Source organism: Maridesulfovibrio spiralis (SeqCode) (assembly GCF_048571135.1).
Classification (GTDB): domain Bacteria; phylum Desulfobacterota; class Desulfovibrionia; order Desulfovibrionales; family Desulfovibrionaceae; genus Maridesulfovibrio; species Maridesulfovibrio spiralis.
Genome location: NZ_CP182344.1, coordinates 3,501,968 through 3,524,649, shown reverse-complemented (window position 1 = coordinate 3,524,649; position 22,682 = coordinate 3,501,968). Strand labels below are relative to the sequence as shown.

The 22,682-nt window shown below is 47.9% G+C and carries 20 protein-coding genes; 2 read left to right on the top strand and 18 right to left on the bottom strand.

From position 1 onward, the window contains the following. Positions 1 to 91 precede the first annotated feature (91 nt). On the top strand, positions 92 to 403 hold the full coding sequence (locus ACNI29_RS15755) for an iron-sulfur cluster biosynthesis family protein (protein WP_419779326.1): 312 nt from the start codon (positions 92 to 94) through the stop codon (positions 401 to 403). Positions 404 to 481: 78 nt separating this feature from the next. On the opposite strand, the gene ACNI29_RS15750 is transcribed toward ACNI29_RS15755, so the two are convergent. Genes ACNI29_RS15750 through ACNI29_RS15735 form a run of 4 tightly spaced genes read right to left on the bottom strand, consistent with a single transcriptional unit; the run spans position 482 to position 5,145 of the window. After that, complete coding sequence (locus tag ACNI29_RS15750; RefSeq protein ID WP_419779325.1) at positions 482 to 2,152, bottom strand: ABC transporter permease; 1,671 nt, start codon at positions 2,150 to 2,152, stop codon at positions 482 to 484. 27 nt (positions 2,153 to 2,179) lie between these two features. Next, the gene (locus tag ACNI29_RS15745) at positions 2,180 to 3,226 is read right to left on the bottom strand and encodes an ABC transporter ATP-binding protein (RefSeq protein ID WP_419779324.1); all 1,047 of its coding nucleotides are present in this window, start codon (positions 3,224 to 3,226) and stop codon (positions 2,180 to 2,182) included. 9 nt (positions 3,227 to 3,235) lie between these two features. Further along, on the bottom strand, positions 3,236 to 4,279 hold the full coding sequence (locus tag ACNI29_RS15740) for an extracellular solute-binding protein (protein WP_419779323.1): 1,044 nt from the start codon (positions 4,277 to 4,279) through the stop codon (positions 3,236 to 3,238). Between the two features lie 56 nt (positions 4,280 to 4,335). Next, positions 4,336 to 5,145, bottom strand: a complete 810-nt coding sequence (locus tag ACNI29_RS15735) for a protein phosphatase 2C domain-containing protein (RefSeq protein WP_419779322.1) — start codon at positions 5,143 to 5,145, stop codon at positions 4,336 to 4,338. Positions 5,146 to 5,313: 168 nt separating this feature from the next. Between ACNI29_RS15735 and ACNI29_RS15730 the strand changes: the two genes are divergently transcribed. Beyond that, entirely contained in the window at positions 5,314 to 6,558 is a 1,245-nt protein-coding gene (locus ACNI29_RS15730; RefSeq protein ID WP_419782115.1) for a glycosyltransferase family 4 protein, read from the top strand. Positions 6,559 to 6,605: 47 nt separating this feature from the next. On the opposite strand, the gene ACNI29_RS15725 is transcribed toward ACNI29_RS15730, so the two are convergent. From ACNI29_RS15725 to ACNI29_RS15660, 14 genes are all read right to left on the bottom strand, one after another. After that, entirely contained in the window at positions 6,606 to 6,995 is a 390-nt protein-coding gene (locus ACNI29_RS15725) for a bacteriohemerythrin (protein WP_419779321.1), read from the bottom strand. 3 nt (positions 6,996 to 6,998) lie between these two features. Next, positions 6,999 to 8,246: a cyclic di-GMP phosphodiesterase gene (locus ACNI29_RS15720; RefSeq protein ID WP_419779320.1), complete on the bottom strand. Its 1,248-nt coding sequence runs from the start codon at positions 8,244 to 8,246 to the stop codon at positions 6,999 to 7,001. After that, positions 8,239 to 9,390, bottom strand: coding sequence for an HD domain-containing phosphohydrolase (locus ACNI29_RS15715; RefSeq protein ID WP_419779319.1), 1,152 nt, complete (start codon positions 9,388 to 9,390; stop codon positions 8,239 to 8,241). Before ACNI29_RS15715 ends, ACNI29_RS15720 begins: the two co-directional genes overlap by 8 nt. A gap of 223 nt (positions 9,391 to 9,613) precedes the next feature. Further along, on the bottom strand, positions 9,614 to 10,210 hold the full coding sequence (locus ACNI29_RS15710) for a hypothetical protein (protein WP_419779318.1): 597 nt from the start codon (positions 10,208 to 10,210) through the stop codon (positions 9,614 to 9,616). Between the two features lie 33 nt (positions 10,211 to 10,243). After that, the gene (gene hydG / locus ACNI29_RS15705; RefSeq protein WP_419779317.1) at positions 10,244 to 11,653 is read right to left on the bottom strand and encodes a [FeFe] hydrogenase H-cluster radical SAM maturase HydG; all 1,410 of its coding nucleotides are present in this window, start codon (positions 11,651 to 11,653) and stop codon (positions 10,244 to 10,246) included. Positions 11,654 to 11,683: 30 nt separating this feature from the next. Beyond that, entirely contained in the window at positions 11,684 to 13,138 is a 1,455-nt protein-coding gene (locus ACNI29_RS15700; RefSeq protein WP_419779316.1) for a sigma-54-dependent transcriptional regulator, read from the bottom strand. A gap of 5 nt (positions 13,139 to 13,143) precedes the next feature. Continuing rightward, positions 13,144 to 14,262, bottom strand: coding sequence for a PAS domain-containing sensor histidine kinase (locus tag ACNI29_RS15695; RefSeq protein WP_419779315.1), 1,119 nt, complete (start codon positions 14,260 to 14,262; stop codon positions 13,144 to 13,146). Between the two features lie 15 nt (positions 14,263 to 14,277). Then, positions 14,278 to 14,793, bottom strand: coding sequence for a 4Fe-4S dicluster domain-containing protein (locus tag ACNI29_RS15690; protein ID WP_419779314.1), 516 nt, complete (start codon positions 14,791 to 14,793; stop codon positions 14,278 to 14,280). Between the two features lie 2 nt (positions 14,794 to 14,795). Then, on the bottom strand, positions 14,796 to 16,184 hold the full coding sequence (locus ACNI29_RS15685) for a [Fe-Fe] hydrogenase large subunit C-terminal domain-containing protein (RefSeq protein ID WP_419779313.1): 1,389 nt from the start codon (positions 16,182 to 16,184) through the stop codon (positions 14,796 to 14,798). Further along, the gene (locus ACNI29_RS15680; protein WP_419779312.1) at positions 16,184 to 16,774 is read right to left on the bottom strand and encodes a 4Fe-4S dicluster domain-containing protein; all 591 of its coding nucleotides are present in this window, start codon (positions 16,772 to 16,774) and stop codon (positions 16,184 to 16,186) included. The genes ACNI29_RS15685 and ACNI29_RS15680 overlap by 1 nt, the downstream gene beginning before the upstream one ends. Then, a complete protein-coding gene (gene fdhF, locus ACNI29_RS15675; RefSeq protein WP_490722739.1) occupies positions 16,759 to 18,876 on the bottom strand; it encodes a formate dehydrogenase subunit alpha in 2,118 nt (705 codons plus the stop codon). The genes ACNI29_RS15680 and fdhF overlap by 16 nt, the downstream gene beginning before the upstream one ends. Positions 18,877 to 19,118: 242 nt before the next feature. Beyond that, on the bottom strand, positions 19,119 to 19,475 hold the full coding sequence (locus ACNI29_RS15670; RefSeq protein WP_419779310.1) for a 50S ribosome-binding protein YggL: 357 nt from the start codon (positions 19,473 to 19,475) through the stop codon (positions 19,119 to 19,121). A 117-nt stretch (positions 19,476 to 19,592) separates the two neighbouring features. Continuing rightward, a complete protein-coding gene (locus tag ACNI29_RS15665) occupies positions 19,593 to 21,053 on the bottom strand; it encodes an HD-GYP domain-containing protein (RefSeq protein ID WP_419779309.1) in 1,461 nt (486 codons plus the stop codon). Between the two features lie 273 nt (positions 21,054 to 21,326). Continuing rightward, positions 21,327 to 22,664, bottom strand: a complete 1,338-nt coding sequence (locus tag ACNI29_RS15660; RefSeq protein WP_419779308.1) for an HlyD family type I secretion periplasmic adaptor subunit — start codon at positions 22,662 to 22,664, stop codon at positions 21,327 to 21,329. Between the last annotated feature and the right edge of the window lie 18 nt (positions 22,665 to 22,682).

Sequence of the window (22,682 nt, the reverse complement as noted above, 5' to 3'; positions counted from 1 at the left end):
TAAATAGTAAACATTTTTTCCGCAAAGTGTGTTGACTTACATTGCATGAGAGCTATTCTTTAAGAAACACAACCTCAAAAGGAGCAATTTGATGCTTAAGATAACAGAAAAAGCTAAAGAAGTTCTTGATGAACATTTCTCAGGAAAAGATAAAGAACCTATACGTATATACATCGCATCTGCATGCAGCGGAACCAAACTTGCCCTTGGTATCGACTCCGCAAAAGAAGGCGATGAAACCATCACTCTTGAAGGCTACGACTTCGTTGTAGACCAAGAGCTTCTTGATCAGGCCAAGCCGATGCAGATCGACCTGACACCCTTGGGAATCGAAATTTCTTCTTCCCTCGTATTCGAAGAAGCTCAGGGCGGTTGCGGCAGCTGCTGCGGCGGTTGTGGCTGATAACCGGACCTGCTGATCAATAATGTTGAAATTGAAAACCCCGTCTTTTTTAAGACGGGGTTTTCTTTTTAAATTCAATCACCTTACTAATGGACTCAACTTAGTAATCACAAAGCTCAAAAATACTGTCATCAGCATCAGGAGAGTCCCGTAGGCCATGGCAAGACCGATGTCATATTCAAAAATCGCATTGACCATGGCGATAGAAACCGGTTTATTGGATGCCGTATAAAGGAACGCCGAAATCGTATATTCCCCGATGCTACGCACGAATACATATAAAAAACCTGCCAGCAGCCCCGGATAAATGATGGGCAGCGCAACCTTACGGAACGTCATGAATCCGGTAGCCCCAAGACTTCGCGATGCTTCAAGCAATGTAGAATTCAAGCCCTGAAAAGAAATGTGGGTAACTCTGACCACAATCGGCAATGACTTGATGAAATATCCCAAGGGTAACAACACATAGGCCCCCACCAGTACGGTATTGAAAGAGAATATTGTTGGAGTGCTGTTGGCTATGATCAGGTTTATGGCTATCGCGCTTGCCGGCATAGCCCAAGGCAGGACGACCAGAAATTCAACCAGCCCCTTAAACTTCAGATTTGTTTTTTCTATTATCCACGATGCCGGAACAGCAACCAGCAGACAAACAAAGGCAGCAAGCACAGACATCTCAACACTGTTCATGAACGGCCTGAACTTCCGGGCTTTCATAAAGACTGCCTCGAAATTACCCAGAGAAAATTCCTGCGGGTAGATACTGACCATCCATGAACTGGATTCGACGAACGACAGAACAATAATAGTAATGAACGGAAGCAGAATCAGGAGGATCAGCACGAATTTGATACCTGAAGCAAGATTACGGAGCAACACGCTATTAATCCTTACAGGCTGAAATGGAACTCCCTTAACAGATCCGACAAAAAGCCTGCGTTTCTCATACCAGCGCAGCAAGGCAAAAAAAGCCATGGAAATTACGGTCAGCACGACGACCTGCACCGCTGCGGTTTCCATAAAATTATTTGCCTTTGAAAGCAGTATCTGGGTAGTCAGAACCTTATATCCCCCGCCGATGATACTCGGGGCGGAAAAAGAGCCGACGCCGGTCATGAATGTAACAGCGGCAGAGGTGATAATCGCCGGAGCGACACAAGGCAGAATTACGGAAGCAAAGACCTTAAAGCGCGACGCTCCAAGAATTCTGGCACTTTCAATCACAGAAAAATCTATCTGCTTGATAGCCAGAGAAACAGTGAGGTAAAAATAGACATACTGCGTGTAAATATGGACAAACAGAATCCCGTACAGACCTGTAAAGTTGTATGGAATTTCATCAAGCCCCAGTAAAAGCTGGAGAGTCTTGGTCACCAGCCCGCTTTCCCCATAAAGCTGCACAAAAGCGAAAACAATAATGATCCCCGGCATCATAACCGGAAGCAGCAAAAGCTTATCCAACAGATTTCGGTGTGGGCATTCAAAATAATGAACCAGAAAAGCCAACCCGGTTCCCACTATACCGCAAAACAGCACAGTGAGTCCTCCCAAAACAAGTGTGTTCTGCAAGACAAGCAGGCTACTAGCGGAAACAAAAAATTCGGAATAATTTCCCAAGCCTAAGCCATCGCCCACAGCAAGGCTTTTCTGCAATGTAGTCAAAGCCGGATACAGAATATATCCCAGCAGCACAAAAAGGAGTACCCCGAGTCCTGCGCCGGGAACAATGCGGCTTTTCAATTTATTCATATCCATGATCATAAACTCAACTGGAGACTAGCCTTCAAGAAGCCTGAATCCGTTTTCCGGAAAAGTAATCCAGACAGTATCACCCGGCTCAAGAAGTGTCTGCGAATCGACAGAATTAAGCTCGGCAACCTGCAAACTATTTTCATCCACCTGCACCACTGAATCTATCCAGACACCATTCAACTGCCGTTCGATCAACATTCCCTCAAAAGTATTCGGCTCATGAACCACAGACTTTGAAAGCTTTATATTTTGCGGGCGAACGGAAAGTATATTCCCGGAACCAGCGGATGCAGGCAGTTTGAATTTCGTGCCGTCCTCAAGACAGGCGACTCCTGTGCAAACCGCTACTTCAAATAAATTGGTGTCGCCCACAAAGGAGGCCACGAAAACATTTTCGGGATCATTGTAAATCTCCTGCGGCGTTCCCACCTGCACAACGCTCCCTTCATTGAACACCGCAATGCGGTCGGAAAGGGTCAGGGCTTCGGTCTGATCATGAGTCACAAAGATGGTGGTGATGCCCAACCGCTTCTGCAAGGATTTAATCTCGGAACGCATTTTATCGCGCAACCGGGCATCGAGATTAGAAAGAGGCTCATCCAGAAGCAGCACTTCCGGCTCAACCGCAAGCGAGCGCGCCAAAGCCACACGTTGCTGCTCTCCACCGGAGAGCTCGGCAACGCTCCGCCCTCCAAACCCGGACAGGCCGACCATCTCCATGTAGTGGTCGGTAATCTGCTGCTTTTCAGAAGCTGACTTCTTCAAAATATTCAGGCCGTACTCGATATTCTGCCTAACGGTCAGGTATGGAAAAAGGCTGTAGTTCTGAAAGACCATCCCAACCTTGCGTTTTTCCGGCGGCAGATGGGTAACGTCATTCCCGCCAATAAAAACCGCGCCTGATTGCGGGGTGATAAGTCCCGCAATCAGGCGCAGCAATGTTGTTTTTCCGCACCCCGAAGGGCCTAGAAAGGTGAAGAACTCACCTTTGCGTATGGAAAGGTCAATCTGAGAACAGGCCTTAACGGAGTCAAAAGTTTTTTCCACTCCCTCAAGGACAACATATCCCATTTGATTCTCCTATTTCTTATCCTTGCCGGAATCCTTGATTTCAGAATCCCATTTCTGCATCCATGCGGACTGCTTGGCAGCAAGAGAACCCCAATCAACATCCATAACCTTGAATTTGATCTCGCTCATCCACTTCGGTGCTTTTGCGATAGCATCAGGATGGGTGGGCATGCGGTTGAACTTGTTGGCAAGCATGGCCTGCGCTTCGGCACCGCCTGCAAACTCAACAAATGCCAGGGCAGCGTTGGGATGCTTCGCTCCCTTGATAACAGCGATACCGTCGGTAATTACCGGGGAACCGCTTTCCGCATCAATAATTTCAAGAGGCATCTTGTTCTTGATTTTGTTATCAATCACCGAGTTAAGCACAGCAAAACTGAGCGGTGCTTCTTCACGGCCGACAGCCTGAAACTGCAATGATCCGCTACCGTAATAACGTTTTACGTTACCATCCATGGCTTTCAAAAATTTCCAGCCTTCTGCCATCTCACCTTTCTTATCAAACTGCTCAAGCAGAGCGGAGTAAGTAGCACGGGCGGAAGAAGAAAGAGCGTTACGGGATACAATCTTATTGCCGTATTTTTTGTCAGCCAGATCCCACCAGTCTTTGGGAGCTTCAGCCTTGCTCATCATTTTGCTGTTGTAGAACATCAGCACGGGAGTCTGGATTGTACCGAACCAGTAGCCTTCCTTATCTTTGAAAAGGGGATTGATCTTGGCAGCCCAGACGGGAGTGGAAGGAGCGAAAAGATCTTCTTTTTTCAGCTCCTGATAAACAGAAGAAGGTCCGCCGTACATAACATCTGACTGCGGATTCGCTTTTTCAGCACGCACCCTGTCTGCCAGCTCACCTTTCAGGTTGATAAACTCTACAGCTACCCCGGTTTTATCTTCAAAGGCATCAGCGACAAGCTCAAGCATGGATTCACCGTGGGTGGAATAAACAACCACTTTTTCTTCAAGCTTTGCGTCAGAAGCAATGGCCGCTGCCGGAATAATAACAAGTGCAAGCAGAGCCAGCACGGCCCATTTAATACGGTTGCCGATCTTCATTTCATGCCTCCCTAAGGCGTATAATTTGGAAAATTTTCAATGCAGTTTGGCGGCCCTTAGCACATATTAATGGCGACGGCTGCGATATCATCATGAGTTTTAAAACGCGGGTAGAGACGGCAACCAAGGTCGGTGGCCTCAATGCTGCGGATGTGATCCCGAAGACCTTTGAGGCCGGACTCCCGGAAAAGGTCAACCTGTTCACCGAAATCCCGTTCTTCCCAAGGATTCTCGTTGGGCAGCAGCAGACCGTCGGTAAACAACAGGACATTTCGAACCCCACTCAAGTCAAGCTTTCCCGACTGAAGGAAATCTATAGCTTCAGGCTCTCCATTGAACACACCGTAATCCAGATTCATACGGCAGCGCACTTTGGCTATCTGTTCATGCAGGGCCACACCGATGGGTTCATCTGTCGACGGGCCGACATCTTTCCATATGCTCAATGTTTCAAAATCCTGATCCGGACACTGGCATACAAAATCAAATTCACCGTTCTCATAGACGCAGACGATTCTGCAATCACCAATCTGCGCCCACTCCATCATATCCCCGTGAATTCGTACCACAGCGGCACTGGTACTCCACAGATCCTGTTTATTGTCCAAGTCCACATTACGCTGGGCCATCTCCTCGCGGATAACCATGTTGGCCCGCCTTGCAAGCTCTTCCATAGTCCCGTGATTTTTCCTGAATTCTTCGCCAGCAATGCTCGAAGCCAGAAAACCGCCGGTCTGCCCGTTTTCGTATGTTTGCGGAGACAAACTTGTGGCCCCGTCAAAAACACCAAACATATTACCTTCCATCAAAAGATAATCTTCGTTCAGGACCCCTGTGCCGTGCTCTATGAGAGATTCAACCTGCATGCTTTCTACCTTTGTTTATTGTCACATAACAGGAATTCAAAAATGATATCAAATAGCTATTAACAATCAGCGAAGAGCATAAGCATAGACAAATTCAATACATGACATATTTTCACAGCCGGCAGAAACGCTGTTGACCGCCCTTTGAAACCTGCCTATGTCTTGGCTATGAAAATCCTCCATCTTTTGAGTCAGATACCCGATGCTACCGGGAGCGGAAAATACGTACAGGAAATGATCCTCCAAAGCAGAGTATCCGGACATGAACCTTTCCTGATCGCTGGTGTGCCCAAAGGATTTTCGCTCGATGAAACCACTTTATGCGGTGGAATCGCACCGGAACATTGCATGTTTGTTCACTTTGAACACGAAGACCTGAATTTCAAAGTGGTCGGCATGAGCGATGTCATGCCCTACCCAAGCACTGTGTGCGCACATCTGAACCCCGGAGAAATCAACGCCTACCTCAGCAAATTCGAGCATGTCATCACGCAGGCAGTAGCTAAATTTTCCCCGGACCTGATTCATTCCAATCATTTATGGATGGCTACAGCAGCAGCCAGAAGGGTTGCCCCTGAAATTCCACTGGTCACAACATGCCACGGCACGTGTCTGCGGCAGCACATCCTTTGCCCGGAGCTTAGCCGTTCGCTGGTAGAGGATCTTTCAAAAATAGATCGGATCATTGCTTTGTTCGGTCAGCAAAAGCAGGAAATAATGCAACTGCTGGATATCCCGGCTGAACAGGTAGCAACCGTCAGCGGCGGATTCAACCAGAAATGCTTTTTCACTGCTCCCCAGAAATTAGCGCGGGATAAGATTGAAATTCTGTACGCAGGAAAATTGAACAGATCCAAAGGAGTTCCATGGCTGCTCCGCTGCCTGAAGAATATTACGGACCAGCCTTTCCATTTAAATCTGGTGGGGAGCGGAAGCGGGCCGGAAAAGCAGCAATGCCTTGATCTCGCTGCGGAACACGGAGACCGGGTAACTGTGCACGGTGTGCTTTCGCATAAAGAACTTGGCGAATTGATGCGCCGCTCACATATCTTTGTCCTGCCGTCATTTTTTGAGGGTCTGCCACTCGTTTTACTGGAAGCACTGGCTTGCGGATGCCGGGTAGTGACCACGGATTTACCGGGAGCAAAAGAACTGTTCCCCGAGCCGAACAAGTCTATAGTACGCATGGTTAAACTTCCCAAGCTGCAAACAATCGATACTGCGTACCCCGAGGATGAACATTTGCTGGAGCAACGGTTAACAGAAGCTCTTGCAGAAAGCATCAATGACGCCCAAACCGGACCGCAACCCGACCCCATACAGATTGAAGAATTCATAGCTCCCTATACATGGAGTAATATTTTCAAAAGAATAACGGGTGTGTATGAACAGGCTTTGAGGAAGGCAGAATAAATTTCAAGAGTTGAAAATGGAACAACAAACAAGAGCTGACTATATTTTTAAATATAATCTTTGTATTTCATGTCCCGTTCCAGAATATGTTTAACAACCCAATTAAATACAAATTTATCAACACTATCAAAATTCAAAGGAATTCCGTTGTAGAGCTTAAAAACAATTTTCTCTACAGCAGCAAGAATCTTACTGTGCTCTAAAGCATGGGCTTCTAAATCCGGATATCCTTTTTCGGCCAGCAACTTTTCTTCCGTTAAAAAATGTTCCTGACAATAACCTAGCAAATCTCTAACCAATATTAGATATTTAACTTCTGTCTTATCGCCAGGCTCAACACAATTTGATAGAATTTCAAATAAAAATTTATGCTGCTCATCTATAACATCATTTCCTACTGAATGTTTTAATTCCCAAACAATATTATCTACCAGCACCCGTTACTCCTTGGTTTTATCTTTTACTTCAGCATAATAACCAATTTTTGTTTTTGGGGATAGATATTTTACTTGATCACTAGTCAAATCGGTCGGAGCCAACACCTTTTCCACTTTTGAATCAATGTCGGTACCAAGTTTAATGATCATCGCTTCATTTTTGGGAACATTTAAATCACATAAAACAACTTCGGGCAGCAAAGGATTTTCGCCAATGCTGACAACCATAGCAATTTCACCGGAATCAAGCTCGCAAATTGACCCAGGCGGGTAGACTCCAAGCATTCTTATGAAATGACCAAGCACATTACTGTCTAACTTTTCACTATAGACCTTATACATGTAAGCAAGTGCTTTATGCGGAGTCAAACTCTTATCTACAGACCTGTCATTGATCAAATTATCATATACATTAACAACAGTAACAACCTTAGCAATTAGCGACTTGGTTTCATAATCCACACTTGTAGGATAACTGCCCTTACCATTAACCACATGATGGTGATAAACTGCCTTCATAACATCACGATGAACATCTTTTACAGCTGACAAGATTTCCACACCGTAAAAAGTATGCATTTTTATCATCTCTAATTCAGGCTTAGTCATTGCATTGGATTTATACAGTATTTTTTTAGGAATCTTTGACTTACCTATATCATGCATCAATGCACCAAGAGACAGATTTCGCATATCTGCTGCATTAACTCCAAGCTCACTACCCAACATGCAAGCCAAGATGGCAACATTTAGCGAGTGGTAATACAAAGCAGCCTCATCGCTGGAAGATAAATTGATCAAATTTAATGTTGTTTCAGCATCACTAAGAAAGAAATCAGCAAACTCATTAGCCATCTGCTCAGCTTCATCGCAAAAAGAAACCTGCCCTTTTAGAATCCCCTGCATAATCTGATCAGCTTTTTCAGCCGACGCAATAAATTTTTTCTCCGTTTTTATAAATGCTTCTTTTCTTTTGCGTAATGCAACTGAACGTTCTTTTTTAATCTCTGTACTTTTCACAGATGAATTGCTTGGTGCTTTCGCAGGACTATCTTGCCTCAGCGGTTCGACAGAACTCTTTGTAGCATCGTAATAAACATATTCACAGCCTATGCCCTGAATATCATATATTTCATTGTTACTTTTAATTTTAAAGTTCGACCTAAAGAAAGGATGTTTAAACCATGGAATATCTTTAAGATAAATATGAAGACCTACTTTGAGCCTTTTTACGGATATTTTCTTAAGCATTTTCTACTTCCCCAAAGGAAAGACTCTCTTTGATAAGCACAGGTTCAGTAATGTCTAATATATCTTTCGCATGTCTATGGATATAATCAATATTGCTGTCACTTAATGTCTGACCCTTTTTAACAACCAATAGTTTCTTACCATTCATATTACCAAACAAATCCTGAGCCATCACCATCCCTTTTTGCAGGCCAAGAGGATATATCTCCCGTTCAAAAACAGCAGCTTCCCCCAAAGACTGAATAAATATTTCCAAGAGACTTTCATCATACCATCCGGTTCTCCTTTTCATTATGAAGAGACATTCACCCGTACTTTTGCCCTTTTCTGTCAGGCAATAGTAATCAAACAAAATCCGGAGTAACCTTGATGCGTAAGGAATTAAATCACCGGCCAGATCATCTTTAGGATAACCTTTGCCGTTATATCGCTTATTTATATAGAGAATATCCTTAAAACACTGTGAATCTATGCTGGACAGAGGAATATTATTATTACTTATAATCTTTTCAATTTGAGAAATTAATGTGTTTACTGTTTTCTTTTGACTATGCTCACCTGACATTAAATCTGAAATTAAATCATCTTCTAAAGTTGTTACTGTAATCATATACAACGCAAACAAATCATACATATAGTCGCTATCATACTCTAAAAAAGGTTTTACTCCCAACAAACACTCACCTACTTTAGTGTAGCATCTATAAAGAATTATATTTTTTAATGAATATGCTTCTAGAACGGCATGCAAAACTCTAAAATTTACTTTATTTTCTACTTTTTGTGTACTTATTCCTTCTAAAACAGAGTCAACAGCGGTCCAGATATCTTTCTTACTGCATGGCTTAGTTAAAATAGACTTCACGCACTTATAGCTGTGGCAGTCTTTTAATGTTTGATCATCAAACTTCGCAAGTAATAATAAAACAGATTTGCTGGTAATACCGATGGATTCCAGCTCTTGTAGTAAAGACTTAATTTCATTAAATCCAGCGCCTTCTATAATCACTACAGAATACGGACGCTCTCGCAGATGTGACTCAATCTCATCCACGTCAGCATTGCTCAAAGTCACCGTAAACTTGCTTTTCAATAAGTCTGACAAGGCCTTGGCAACGTTACGGTTATTTGAAATTACTAACAAACCACCCTCCCGTGATTACAGAACTAATATGGTATCCTTTAATATCATACCGCCAAGGACATTTTATTTGCAATGCTTATTTAAAATTCTAATTGCTCCTGAACCGCCAAAAGACAAAAGGGGCAACTCAAATGATGAGTTACCCCTTTTGTCTGCCGAGTACGGAAACATCCATATGTCGAGCATGCGCCCAAAAATCAATAATTATAAATATTAAAAAACATCAAACCTCGTTTTTGACATCATGATGAAAAACCAGTTCAACCGCCTGCCCCATCAGGTACGCACATTCTGCTATGATTCTGAAAGATGCTTTATCCTTGGCCAGTGTAGGTTCTACTCCACTCTGCACACGAATGAACAAGTCCTCGACCGGAGCTTCCTGCTTAGACCAGAACCCGGCAGGAGTCTGAACTGTGCTGTGCGCAAAGTGTCCGAAGAAAATATCATCATCCACAATAAGCACCGGAAGGTTGGGCCGTGCCCGCAATTCATAAGCTTCGACCCGTCCGGGAAAACGTTTCGCGAGATCACTGATAAACTCTCGGGAATCTTTCAGCTCGCCCTCGAGTTCTTCAAACCCCATCCCCGGTCGCAAAAGCTCCATCAGCTCCCGCGACCATGCGAACTCATCCAGCCTTGGCAGGCAGAAGACCTTCAATGACGGCCCATGAGGAACGGCAAGAGCTGCTTCAAGTGCGGAAGATATCAGTTCAGACTTTCGAAAATTGCCATAGGGCGGCGCAAAAAAAAGAATCTCACGGCGCGCGGCCTGCAACGCAAGATCCAGATTCAAATCTTTTAACCCTGCTGAAATCATAATCCCCCCGAACCAAGCCTGATTCACAATCAATCAAAGATACAAATCACGTTCACCGTTTTCCATACGCTCCAGCCTTTCAGCCACACCGGCACGCCGTTTCCCGGCAAAGCTATCAAGCTCCGTTTTGATAAGTGCATTGCCCTTGGACTGAGTACCGCTGTGCGCATAATCAAGCAGGTATTCCTTGAAAGTCAACAACGCATTTGGATGGCAGAACTTCTGGATGAAGCCCTTTTTCGCAAGTTCCATGAAGTGCTCCCCGGTCCTGCCTGCACGATAGCAGGCTGTGCACCAGGAGGGAACGTAACCGTGCGCCACTATCTCAGAGATGACTTCTTCCAGACTGCGGTTATCGCCAATGCAGAACTGCTGCACGTCAGGACGGTCATAATCCGGATCGCTGTATGCCCCCGGATAAGTTCGTGATCCGGCACTAAGCTGAGAGACACCGAGATCAAGCAGCTCACGGCGCATTCTTTTACTCTCACGCGTGCTGAGGATCAATCCGGTATAAGGAACTGAAAGCCGAAGGACTGCAACCAGTCTTTTAAACTCTTCATCCGGGATCGGGTAAGGAGGATTGAAAGCGATCTCGGCATTCAGGGCAGGTTCAAGACGCGGAAATGACAAGGTGTGCGGACCGACTCCGAATCTGTCTTCAAGCTCGGCAGCATGGGAAAGCAGGGCGATGGTATCAAAGCGGTAATCATAAAGTCCAAGCAGGGTCCCCATACCCACGTCATCAATACCCGCTTCCATTGCCCGGTGCATGGCATGCAACCGCCAGAGATAATCCTTCTTATGGCCGCCGGGATGAAGCTCAGCGTAAGTTTTGCGGTGGTAGGTTTCCTGAAAGCACTGGTAGGTTCCGATGCCGACCTCATGCAACTTGCGGAAGCCTTCAGTATCAAGCGGAGCACAATTGATATTCACCCGCCTGATCTCGCCGCTTTTTTCGGAAACAGTATCATAAACAGTACGCACAGTATCGGCGATCCAGTCAGCACCGAACTTCGGATGCTCGCCATACACAAGCAGCAACCGTTTGTGACCCTGATTCTCAAGGACCGACACTTCCTGCCTGATCTCATCAGCAGTAAGCGTACGGCGTAGCAGTTCCTTGTTTGTGGCCTTGAATCCGCAATACGCACAGCGGTTTCCGCACTCATTTGTAATATACAAAGGCGCAAACAGGACCATGCGATTTCCATAAATACCCTGCTTGACCTTGCGTGCTGTCTCGAAAATTGCTTCGTTTAATTCAGGGTCTTCAACCTGTAAAAGCATGGCTGTTTCCTCAAGGGACAGCCCTTTCAATTCTAAAGCCTTATCCAGTATTTCCAAAATCCGGGAACTTTCAGCACCTGCGGCAGAATGCACAATCTCCCAGACTTTTTGCTCATCAATAAAATTCACTAATCCATTACTGTCCGGCTTCATCTCATCACCATATCCAATCTAAACATGATCTTATTCGCTCTCTTTTTGCGCTCTTGAGGCCAAACGGTAGTAAAGCATGCGTATGGATATCCCCAATTGAGCGGCGGCCTTGGTCTTATTGCCGCCCGTTGCTGCCAATGCAGCGTCTATGTCTTCTTCAGTAGGTCTTGAATTTTTTACAGCAGACGCCTTTGAGGCCGAAGAACCTCTTTCATGCGTGGGAAGACTTTTCTGCATGCCACCGAAGAAACCGGAAATGTGTTCAGGAAGCAGCAGCTTTGCATCATGCATTACTGAAATCCATTCCATGGCGTTCTTTAATTCCCGTACATTTCCTGCCCACGGATTATTGAGCAGGACGGCGGCGGCTTCAGGGCTGATACCGGAAAATGACTTTCCACGCTTTTCCGCAAAACCTTTCAGAAACAAAAGAGCCAGAGGCACAATGTCATCACTTCGTTCACGAAGCGGGGGAACAACTATGCTGCCGACCCGCAAGCGGTAGTAGAGATCACTGCGGAAAAGCCCTTTTTCAATTCGTTCCGTGAGATCAAGGTTGGTCGCGGCGATGATCCGAATATCCGTTTCAATCTTGTTCAACCCACCGACACGGTAAAAACTTTTATTTTCAATCACCCGCAGCAGCTTGGCTTGCAGCTCAACCGGGATTTCACCTATTTCATCCAGAAAAAGAGTCCCGCCCTTAGCAAGATCTATCTTACCGCGTGCGCCACGGGTGGCACTTCCGGTGAACGCCCCGGCCTCATAACCGAACAGTTCACTTTCAAATAGATTTGCCGGAAGGGCTGCGCAGTTGATATCCACAAACGGTCTGCGGGAGCGGGAATTGTCCTCGCCATAGTGAATAAGCTTGGCAACAATATCCTTGCCGACCCCGGTTTCACCCTGAATGAGCACGGGAAGATCACGGTCATCGTGATACAACCGGGCCTGACTGACTACTTCCCACATGGTTTCAGAAAAAACACCTACGTTATCCAGCCCGGCCTGTTGGGAGAGCAGTTCTCGCAGCTGCTCAAGCTCAGCCCGGACTTCACTTGTCGCTTTGGCCACAACTTCATCAAAATGCTCAGTCAGCTTCTCATTCTCACGCAGCAGAACCTGATGTTCGGCAACCCGCTCCAGAACCGCACCAAGCTCTTCAAGGTTAATCGGCTTGGTCAGGTAATCATACGCCCCGGCCCGTAAAGCACCGATAGCAAGTTCAAGATCGGCATGCCCGGTATAAAGAACCACGTCAGGAGCAATGGAAAAGTCCGCCCCCTTAATATCGCGGACCAGCTCAATTCCGGTTCTGCCCGGCATTTGAATGTCTGAAAAGACCATTTCAAAATCATGATTGCGGCAGATATTGAGTGCAGAAACAGCCTCTGCACACGGTGTAACCGCATGCCCCAGCAAGGTCAGATACTCAGCGAGGGAATCACGTGTCGGCGCGTCATCATCAACAAGTAAAATACGCATATTCTTTAGACTCCCCCAGCTTCAACTGCCGGAAATACGGCCCGCAACAAGGCCCCGCCTTCAGGACGGTTCTCTGCTGCCACAAAGCCTCCAGCAGATTGAACAATGGTGCGTACAATGGACAGCCCAAGCCCCATGGAACTGCCCGGTGACTTGGTGGAAAAAAACGGCTCAAACAATTCGTCAGTCAATTTAGGATCAAATCCCGGACCGTTATCAGCAACAGTAAGTTCCACTGAATCCTCTCCCTGCGGAACTACCCGGATTGAAATCTTTTTCTGCGGTTCATCATGGTTTTCCAGAGCCTGCATGGCATTGGCGACCAGATTCATGACCAGCTCTTCAAACCGGATACAGGTTCCGGCAACAGTCTTGATTTCAGGGGAAACGAAAACTTCCAGAGCAATCCCGCGCGCAATCATCTGCGCATTCAGTAGAGATAAGGCCGACTGCACAGCATCGCCGAGATTGCAAAGCTCTCCGGAAACACTCTGATTGCTGCGCAGGTGTTCACGTAAATGGTTGACAATGGAATCAATGCGATCAACCTGCTCCGATACTTTCTTCAGCATGCGCACGACCCCTTTGTTCGGAGTCTCTGAACGGTCCTCCAGCAACAAAGCCGATGCGGAAAGCAACCGGATGGCATTCAACGGCTGGTTTATCTCATGAGCAATCCCGCCCCCGATCACAGCAAAAGTCGTTACCCTGCTGGCCCGCTCCATAGCCGAACGCGCTTCGGCAAGGGTCGCTTCCGCTTTACGCTGTTCGGTAACGTCGCGCCCTACGGACTGATACTCAACAACCTTGCCTTCGCTGTCGAAGATAGCACGGGTAACGTACTGCACATGGTGGACTCCCCCAGTTTCATCAGTGTAACTGGGTTCGGTTTTGACTTCCGGGTTGGCAGGTGTCAGCGAATAAAGTTGCCGTACAATTCCCTCCCGCTCATCAGGAGCAAGGAGTTCCTGAAAATGGGAAGCAAGCAGTTCCTCTTCACTCATACCGTAAAAACGGCAGAAGGCCCGGTTCACAAAGGTCAGCCTTCCATCGGGACGAAAACGGCGGATAAGCTCAGTCTGATCCTCGACCACTGACCGGTATATGGAGTCCTTTTCAATCATCTGATCACAACACACTTAATTACCGTCAAAAGCCATGAGTCGCGCAGTTTCCCGCCGCTTTGACGAAGACAACCTCTGCAAAGCCTCATTTGAAAAAACACTCAATGCCCCCGCCGGACAAACACTGACACATGCAGGATCAGCCCGATGCCCGGAACACAAATCACACTTGTAGGCCACCGGAGTTTCTTTTTCCAGATTAACCAGTCCGACCTGCATGGCCCCGAACGGACATGCTGCCAGACATGCCTTGCACCCGAAGCAGAGTTCCGCGTCAATGGCTACAGACCTGCCGTCGCAACGGATAGCACCCGCCGGACATGCTTTGACACAAGGCGCGTCTTCGCACTGGCGGCATTGGATCGGAGCGGTAACACCGGACTCACGAATTACCGAGAGGCGTGGACTGAACGGCTGTCCCTGTTCCATAGCCTGTGCCATGTCAGAGCTCATATGGGCATCCACACAGGCAATCTCGCAGGCCCGGCAACCTATGCACCGGGAAGGAACAGCCAAGACAAAAGTATTCATCCCTAATCTCCCCCGCCGTCGATACAGTAATGGGTATGCAGCAGTTCATGCGAGCGATGCCCCAAGGGAGCACCCAGAAACTTTTCATAAAGTGCGGCGACAGACTCATTTTTATGTGAAGCACGCACAGGAAGCTCCCTGTCATGACGGTGCAGCCCGCCACGGCGTTTAGCTATGACCTCGGCAAGATCAATTCCGGGCAGCAGTTTCGGCTGTCCGCCCCCGGCAACACAGCCACCGGGGCAACACATGACTTCCATGAAATCGAAATCCGCTTTTCCGGCCCGCACATCGTCGAGAAGCACCGCTGCATTAGCCAGACCGGAAACGATCACCGCCCGAATCTTCGTGCCCGCAACTTCAACTGTTGCCCTGCGAATCCCCTCCCCGGCAGGAATAAACTCTACCCCGCTCTCGCTGACTTCCTTTCCGGTAGTGACAGCAATTGCGGTTCGCAACGCAGCCTCCATAACCCCGCCAGTAGCACCGAAAATAACCCCGGCCCCGGAATAAAGGCCCATAGGCACATCAAATTCCTCTTCGGGCATATCGGCGAGTTTGATTCCCTTAGCCTTAAGCATTGCCGCAAGTTCGGTCACGGTAAGCACAGCATCAACATCCTGCTCTCCGCTGGAATTCATTTCAGGACGGGCCGCTTCATGTTTCTTTGCAGTACAAGGCATTACCGCGACACTGGCGATGGATTCCGCACCGATTCCGGCAATCTCGGCTCCATATGTTTTGAACAATGCGCCTGCCATCTGCTGCGGGGATTTGCAGCTCGAAAGGTGATCGGTCAGATCAGGCCATGCGGTTTCCATGTAGCGCACCCAGCCGGGGCAACAGGAGGTGAACATCGGCAGGGGGCCGGCTGACTCAATACGCTCCAGCAACTCGGAAGACTCTTCCATAATGGTAACGTCCGCTGCGAAAATAGTATCGTAAACAGCATCGAAGCCAAGGCGGCGCAGGGAAGCAGCAAGCTGTCCGGGAGTCAGGGTTCCCGGCGCAAGACCGTATTCCTCGGCAATTGAGGTTCGCACCGCCGGAGCACACTGGACCATGGTATTCTTGGATGGGTCGCTCAAAAAATCTGCTACACGCCCGGTGTCGTTACGAAAATGGGCGGCAAAAAGCGGTGCGGGATCATTTTTATCCAACCCGCGCTGAACACGCATGGTCGGGAGATTCTCAGCTGCATCGTCAAAGGGAGAGACAAAAGCCGAACAAACCAGAACGCACTGCCCACAGATAACACATTTGGAGGTATCAATTTTCTGGGGTTCGCCTTCAGCACCTCTGATTGCATCAACGGGACAGACCTCGGAACAGCGGCGGCAGCCCGTACAAACAGCGGGATCAATAGATACTACTTGGGATAAATTTGTCATTACAGTTCCTCACCCGCTCTTACTCCAACCCCGGCAAGGGCCAGTGCCGCTTCGATGTTACGGCGTTTTTTCAATTTCATGGGGTCCACCAGAGCCAAAGCATCCTGCGGACAGGCCTGCACACAGGCCGGTCCCTGTTCCCGTTCATAGCAGAGGTCACATTTGCTGGCTAAAAGAGCCGGCTCGACGATGTATTGATCAGGCTGTTGCGGATCAACCACCCGGCGCAAAGCAGGACGGCCATTCTTCCAGATCTGGGCCATTTCCATCGCCCCCACAGGACAGGCCGCGAGGCAGGTCTTGCACCCGACGCAATGCTCTTCGTCCACCAGAACACCGGAATCAGTGCGCTGGATTGCGCCGTTGGGACAGACTGCGGCGCAGGGAGCATCTTCACAATGCCTGCAACCAACGGGAACACAGATTTCTTCTGCGCGGGTCAGATACAAACGCGGTGAGAGCACGCCCTGAAGACTTCCCACAGAAACGCCGCCCTGAACATGGGCAGCAGCACAAGCAAGTTCACAGGCCCGGCAACCGATACATTTGGCCGCACTGGCGAGGATGAAAGGAGTTAAACGCGATGACATGGGCTTTGTTCCTTTATTGATGTTGAAACCTGAGCAGCGGCAGACGCTCCCGGTTCCATAAATTTACGAATTGAAACGGCACAAACTTTCAACTGCGGGGTTCCGGTTACAGGATCGCCCTCGGCAATAGTCAAAAGATTCGCCGGACTCTCTGAAAAATGGAAAGTCATAAAGACCAGACCGCGGCGCACTCTTTCAGTCAGCCAAGCGCGGGCTTTGACTGTTCCCCTGCGGGAGCTGATTTCCACCAGTTCGCCGTCAGAAATTCCGTACTTAACGGCATCTGCGGGGTGAATCTCCGCCAACTCTTCCGGCCATGTCCCGGCTAAACCGAAACAACGCCGGGTCATTGTACCTGTATGGTAATGGGCAACCACCCTTCCGGTGGTCAGAGTCAACGGATACTCGGCATCCGGCAGTTCGGCAGGCTCACGGTGTTCAAGGGGCATGAATTTTCCGGGTCCGCGCACACACTGCCCGACATGCAGGATCGGGGTTCCCGGATGGCTCTCATCAAAGCAGGGCCATTGAACTCCCCCCTCTTCCAGCCGTTCGTAAGTGATTCCCGCATGACTTGGAGTAACTGCCCGCATTTCGTCAAAGACATCTACGACACTTTCATAACGCTCAGGACGTCCCTGCCTAGCCAGCAAGTCAGCCAGAATTTCCCAATCCGGGCGGCTCTCCCCAACGGGATCTACTGCCTTACGGATACGTTGAACCCGCCTTTCAGTGCTGGTAAAAGTTCCGTCCTTTTCCGCGAAGCTGGCTCCGGGCAGGACAACATCAGCAAGTGCTGCGGTCTCAGTGAGGAACAAATCCTGAACAACTAGAAAATCCACATGCTTTAAACAATGCTCCACATGGTTGATGTCCGGGTCACTGCGCATTGGGTTCTCCCCAAAAACGAAAAGCCCTTTGAACCTGTCTTCCTCAATTGCATGCAACATTTTCGGAATAGTCATTCCCGGCTCGGAAGGCAGTTCAACGCCCCATGCTGCTTCAAAAGATGCCCTTACAGCATCATCAGTCACCGGACGATACCCGGTCAGCACATTGGGCAAGGCTCCCATGTCGCAGGAACCCTGAACATTGTTCTGCCCGCGCAATGGATTAACCCCGGTTTTCGCTCGCCCGATATTCCCGGTAAGCAAAGCAAGGTTGGACACGGAAAGCACATTATTAGTCCCGGTGGTATGCTGGGTTACGCCCATTGTGTAATAAAAGGCGGCATTGGGGGAACTTCCGATCAGTCGCGCGGCCTTGCGGATGTCATCTGCCGGAACTTCTGCTATGGCAGCTACGCTTTCAGGATCGAAAGCATGCAGACTTTCCCTGAAGGCAGTGAAATTTTCAGTAGCAGCGGCAACGGCATCAAGATCCGCAAGACCTTCATCCAAAATTACCCGTGCGATAGAGGACAAGAGCGGTGTATCAGTTCCCGGACGCAGCCTGAGCCAGACATCCGCCTGACGCGCCAGATCAATCTCACGCGGATCAATGACGACCAACCCGGCCCCGTTCCTTTTCGCTTCCATCATGCCAATACCGATAAGCGGGTGGCATTCTGTTGTGTTGGAGCCGATCACGCAAACACAGTCTTCATATCCCATATCCCACAACTCACGTATTGAGTTGGTCATGGAACCGCTTCCAAGTGATGTAGCCAGCCCGGCTACAGTTGGAGCGTGTCAGAGACGTGCGCAATGGTCGACATTGTTAGTGCCTAGCCCTGCGCGGATATATTTCTGGAAAAGGTAATTCTCTTCATTGGAACAGCGGGCACTGCTAAATCCGCCCACAGCATCAGGGCCGAATTCAGACACAATAGAACCCAAGCGGTCTGAGACAAGCTGAAGGGCCTCATCCCATGAAGCCGGGACAAGCTGCCCGTCCCTGCGCACAAGCGGAGTGGTGAGACGGTCTTTGTGGTGGACGAAATCGAACCCGTACCGCCCCTTGGAGCAGAGGACGCCCTGATTTACAGAGGGCTCAGGACCGGGAGAAACACTGACGATACGGCCATCCTCGACTTCCAAAGAAAGTGAGCAGCCGGCACCGCAATAAGGGCATGTAGTTGTTGTACGTTGCATGCGGCTCAATTAGCATATGCTATGCCATAAACCAACAGCATTGCCTAAAACCAGCAACACACTGAAAACAATGAAAATAAACCCAACAACTCAGCACCAAACCTGAATTCAAGCCTGATATCTAAAACAAAATTGCATGCAATAAACCTGCAATTGCATGCAATAAAATCGGAATCTTCCAATTAACCTGATTTCATTTTGCACAACTACCGCGTGCGGATCATGGCAGACAAAACAAACTATGGATCAGGCTACTTTTTTACCCAATCAACAGGCCCATCAAAATCACCGTAACGAGTGTCAATCAATTGCGAAACAGCATATTCAGCTACCTCCGAACAATTAACAAGCCATTGCTTAACCGCTTCTATTTGCACTTCAGAAGCCGACTCCCGCGATTTAAAAGCAACGACAGCCCAACCGAACTCATGCCCCTTCCCTCCCCCTAAAATCCCTAAACCATTCTCCTCAATTGCCTCTTCTATAAAAGAATCCATAAAATTATCGACAGCATCAGTATCCAACTGCTTTGCTAATCTTACGCCAACCCAAAAACCGTATTCTCTAAATTCACCGACTCTTTTTTTCTTTCTTAATCTTTTTTTCATTTCAAATACCTTTATTTGAATCAGATGGTCCAACCACGTCAATACTTATAATTATAGATCATAACACATTAAAAACACCTCTTCCACAAGAAATATCTACCTTTAAACAAGACTAAGCTACTCCATCAAAGCATCACGCTCTTCCTGCAGGTCGGCATACTTGATCGCAATCTGCCGGAAATCTTCGTTAAGCTCCATGAAAACCTCCACCAGTTCCGGGTCGAAATGTGTTCCGCTATCCTTCTGGATTATCGATACCGCTTTGCTGTGCGTGAAGGGCGGCTTATAGACCCGCTTGCTGATCAGGGCATCATAGACATCTGCAATGGCCATAAGCCTGCCGGATAAGGGAATTTCCTCACCTTTCAATCCTTGGGGATAACCTGACCCATCCCATTTTTCATGGTGGGTGTAAGCTATTTCCATGGCGAACTGCAGAAACGAAGTACTGCCAAGATTTTTGCTTGCCTTAAGCATGGTATCCCGGCCGTAAATAGGATGCCGTTTCATCGCTGTGAATTCTTCATCCGTAAGCTTCCCCGGCTTGAGCAGGATATGGTCAGGAACACCGACCTTACCGATATCATGCAGCGGCGCAGACTGATAAAGCAGGGTAACACATCGCTCATCCAGCTCTTCCTGATATCTGGGCATCTGTACCAGACGCTCGGCCATCAAGCGGACGTAGTTCATGGTTCTTCTGATATGCCCCCCGGTTTCGGGATCGCGATACTCGGCGAGGGTTGCGAGGCTTTCAATGGTGACAGCCTGAGTCAACTCAATTTCCTCGGTCCGGGCACGCAGACTCTCGATCATGCGGTTGGTATACGTGGCCATCTCTCCGAATTCACCAGAAGTACTCACCGGCACGAAAACATCAAGGCGCCCGCTGGCAACCTGCCGCAGAACCTTATTCTCATTGCCCAGCAGGATCTTGAAATTGTGGGAATACGACATAATCAAGTTGATCATATGAGCCAGATAAACCGACATCACATAGCCAAGGTCCTTGAGGATTGAAAGCGCCCCGCCATCGTCAACATCACCATTGCGGCTTAACCAGTTAAGGTCATGAATCATAACCAAAAACAATACTCCGGTAATGGAAACGCTCAGGGCAATGGCTCCCAGAGCCATCTTGCGGGTCAAGGGAAAGTAATTTTCATCGACAGTGATTTCTTCCATTGTCCGGCGAAAGTGTGCATCAATGCTGCGCTCCCGCTCCAAGGCTAAATCCGCAGCAGCAAACAATCCGAGCGTGAAAGTCCCCAACACAACCTTTGCACCGCTCACAGCCGGAAAATCAAAGAAAATCAGATTGTAGATAAGCACGCCGAAGCCCAGCATGATGAAGACCGAAAACTCGGTAATGAATTGGAGCCGGGGCTGCCTGATGTAATCAGCTTTCAATACAATTTGCTTCAGCAGAAACACTCTGAGCCCGTATCCGACAGCAAAAAAAGTCCCCAACTCCACGAACCAGCTCAGAAGATCAATTGAAGCCAGATAAGGACAGACTCTCCCGCCATAGATCGTCAAGACTATCACCGTAGTGACATAATGAAGGATGCCGCGCATTATAACCCCTGAATATATTTAATATAGTATTTGACAGCTAATACTAGCATCCCATCCACAACCACAGAATTATAGATTTTTACGATACAAATTCAAAAGTTATCATAAAGAAATACAGGCTACAACAGAACCTGCAACTACGGTGGCACCATGTTAATTTTCACTCAACATAATCACATTTGTGCTGCACAGCAGGACTGCCACAAACGAAAAAAGGGTTAACTCAAAAAAGAGTTAACCCTTTAATTCTCAGTAAAAATTGAACAACTCAGCCTATCGCTCCCTGAAAGACTGCTGCAACGACAGATAAATAGGCTTCATGAAATAACCGATCAAAGTTTTCTCACCTGTCCTGATATCAGCCATTACGGTCATACCCGGAAGGATTTGCAGCTTCTGCGTTCCTTTCGCGATATAGCTCTGATCCATAACAACAATGCCTTCGTAGTAGACACTGCCGTCCTCGTTGATCACTGTAGTCGGTGAAATATCCACAAGCTTCGCTTTCATGCCGCCATAGCGGGCATAGTCATAAGCTGTGAACTTTACAGTCACAGGCTGACCGACTTGAATATGCCCGACATCCCGGGATGAAATACGGACCTCGGCGATCAGTTCCTTGCCTGCGGGGACCAGCTCCAGCAAGGTTTCACCCGGTTTAACGATTTCACCCGGTGAATTGATCTGCAAATTATGGATCACCCCGTCCTCTGGCGATTTTACGGAAAGCTGAAATACATCCATTTTAAACCTTTTGATAATCTCATGGATTTCAGATGCCTCTGCTTCTACCACGGCAAGTTCAGACATCCAGCTTTCCAAAGCCTCTTCTTTAAGCTTCACAAGCCTGTTCTTGCTTTCGGTCAACTTTTCACCGACCTGAATGCGGCGCACAGGTATCTGATGCAGATTTTCCTGAATCTGTAAAAAGTGCCTTTTTACGCTGAAATATTCACTCTTGCCGACCAGCTGTTTCTTAAAAAGATCTTCATATGATTCATATTCTTCCTTCAACAATGCATGCTGCTGACGAAGGGTATTCTCCCTATTTGAAAGCTCTTTAAGCTCGGCTTCGTATTGCTTTATCTGGTTGTTGAGGATAGCCCGCGAAGCATTTAACGATTCGATTTTCTGGGAATGGAGCCGTCGTTGCTGGTCCGCAAGCTCCTTGTAACGAGAGTCCACCTGTGCGTAATCAGGTTTTCTGCCATCTATGAGTGCTGCAAGCCGCTCTTTGCGCAAATCAAGCGATGCCTGCCGGACCAGATGCTGATCCAGATTTGATACGGAAACCGTCGGGTCCATTGTAATAAGATCCTGACCTTTCTTTACCGCCTGTCCATCACGCACAAGAATCGCTGAAACAATTCCGCCATCCTCGCTCTGTACCCGTTTTATGTGCCCGGAAGGAATGATCTTGCCCGAACAGACTGCAACTTCGTCAATCTTAGTCACAGCGGCCCATGAAACAAATCCGGCGATAACCAATGTCAGGGTGATAATCACATATCTTACAAGTTGCGGAACACCGGTTTCCTCCAACAGCAATGCCTGCGACAAATGCAGGGAGTCTTTCCTGCTTATACGAACTTTATTATTTTTTGAACTCATGGCTGTTTCCTTTACGTG

What these genes read in the sequence shown, in the direction of transcription:
- ACNI29_RS15710 (WP_419779318.1), bottom strand. Translation starts at nt 10,210, where the DNA reads ATGATTTCAGCAGGGTTAAAAGATTTGAATCTGGATCTTGCGTTGCAG.
- ACNI29_RS15750 (WP_419779325.1), bottom strand. Translation starts at nt 2,152, where the DNA reads ATGAATAAATTGAAAAGCCGCATTGTTCCCGGCGCAGGACTCGGGGTA.
- ACNI29_RS15735 (WP_419779322.1), bottom strand. Translation starts at nt 5,145, where the DNA reads ATGCAGGTTGAATCTCTCATAGAGCACGGCACAGGGGTCCTGAACGAA.
- ACNI29_RS15720 (WP_419779320.1), bottom strand. Translation starts at nt 8,246, where the DNA reads ATGCTTAAGAAAATATCCGTAAAAAGGCTCAAAGTAGGTCTTCATATT.
- ACNI29_RS15670 (WP_419779310.1), bottom strand. Translation starts at nt 19,475, where the DNA reads ATGAAAAAAAGATTAAGAAAGAAAAAAAGAGTCGGTGAATTTAGAGAA.
- ACNI29_RS15700 (WP_419779316.1), bottom strand. Translation starts at nt 13,138, where the DNA reads ATGCGTATTTTACTTGTTGATGATGACGCGCCGACACGTGATTCCCTC.
- ACNI29_RS15665 (WP_419779309.1), bottom strand. Translation starts at nt 21,053, where the DNA reads ATGCGCGGCATCCTTCATTATGTCACTACGGTGATAGTCTTGACGATC.
- ACNI29_RS15680 (WP_419779312.1), bottom strand. Translation starts at nt 16,774, where the DNA reads ATGTCATCGCGTTTAACTCCTTTCATCCTCGCCAGTGCGGCCAAATGT.
- ACNI29_RS15730 (WP_419782115.1), top strand. Translation starts at nt 5,314, where the DNA reads ATGAAAATCCTCCATCTTTTGAGTCAGATACCCGATGCTACCGGGAGC.
- ACNI29_RS15755 (WP_419779326.1), top strand. Translation starts at nt 92, where the DNA reads ATGCTTAAGATAACAGAAAAAGCTAAAGAAGTTCTTGATGAACATTTC.
- ACNI29_RS15745 (WP_419779324.1), bottom strand. Translation starts at nt 3,226, where the DNA reads ATGGGATATGTTGTCCTTGAGGGAGTGGAAAAAACTTTTGACTCCGTT.
- ACNI29_RS15695 (WP_419779315.1), bottom strand. Translation starts at nt 14,262, where the DNA reads ATGATTGAAAAGGACTCCATATACCGGTCAGTGGTCGAGGATCAGACT.
- ACNI29_RS15690 (WP_419779314.1), bottom strand. Translation starts at nt 14,793, where the DNA reads ATGAATACTTTTGTCTTGGCTGTTCCTTCCCGGTGCATAGGTTGCCGG.
- ACNI29_RS15685 (WP_419779313.1), bottom strand. Translation starts at nt 16,184, where the DNA reads ATGACAAATTTATCCCAAGTAGTATCTATTGATCCCGCTGTTTGTACG.
- hydG (WP_419779317.1), bottom strand. Translation starts at nt 11,653, where the DNA reads ATGAAGCCGGACAGTAATGGATTAGTGAATTTTATTGATGAGCAAAAA.
- ACNI29_RS15740 (WP_419779323.1), bottom strand. Translation starts at nt 4,279, where the DNA reads ATGAAGATCGGCAACCGTATTAAATGGGCCGTGCTGGCTCTGCTTGCA.
- ACNI29_RS15660 (WP_419779308.1), bottom strand. Translation starts at nt 22,664, where the DNA reads ATGAGTTCAAAAAATAATAAAGTTCGTATAAGCAGGAAAGACTCCCTG.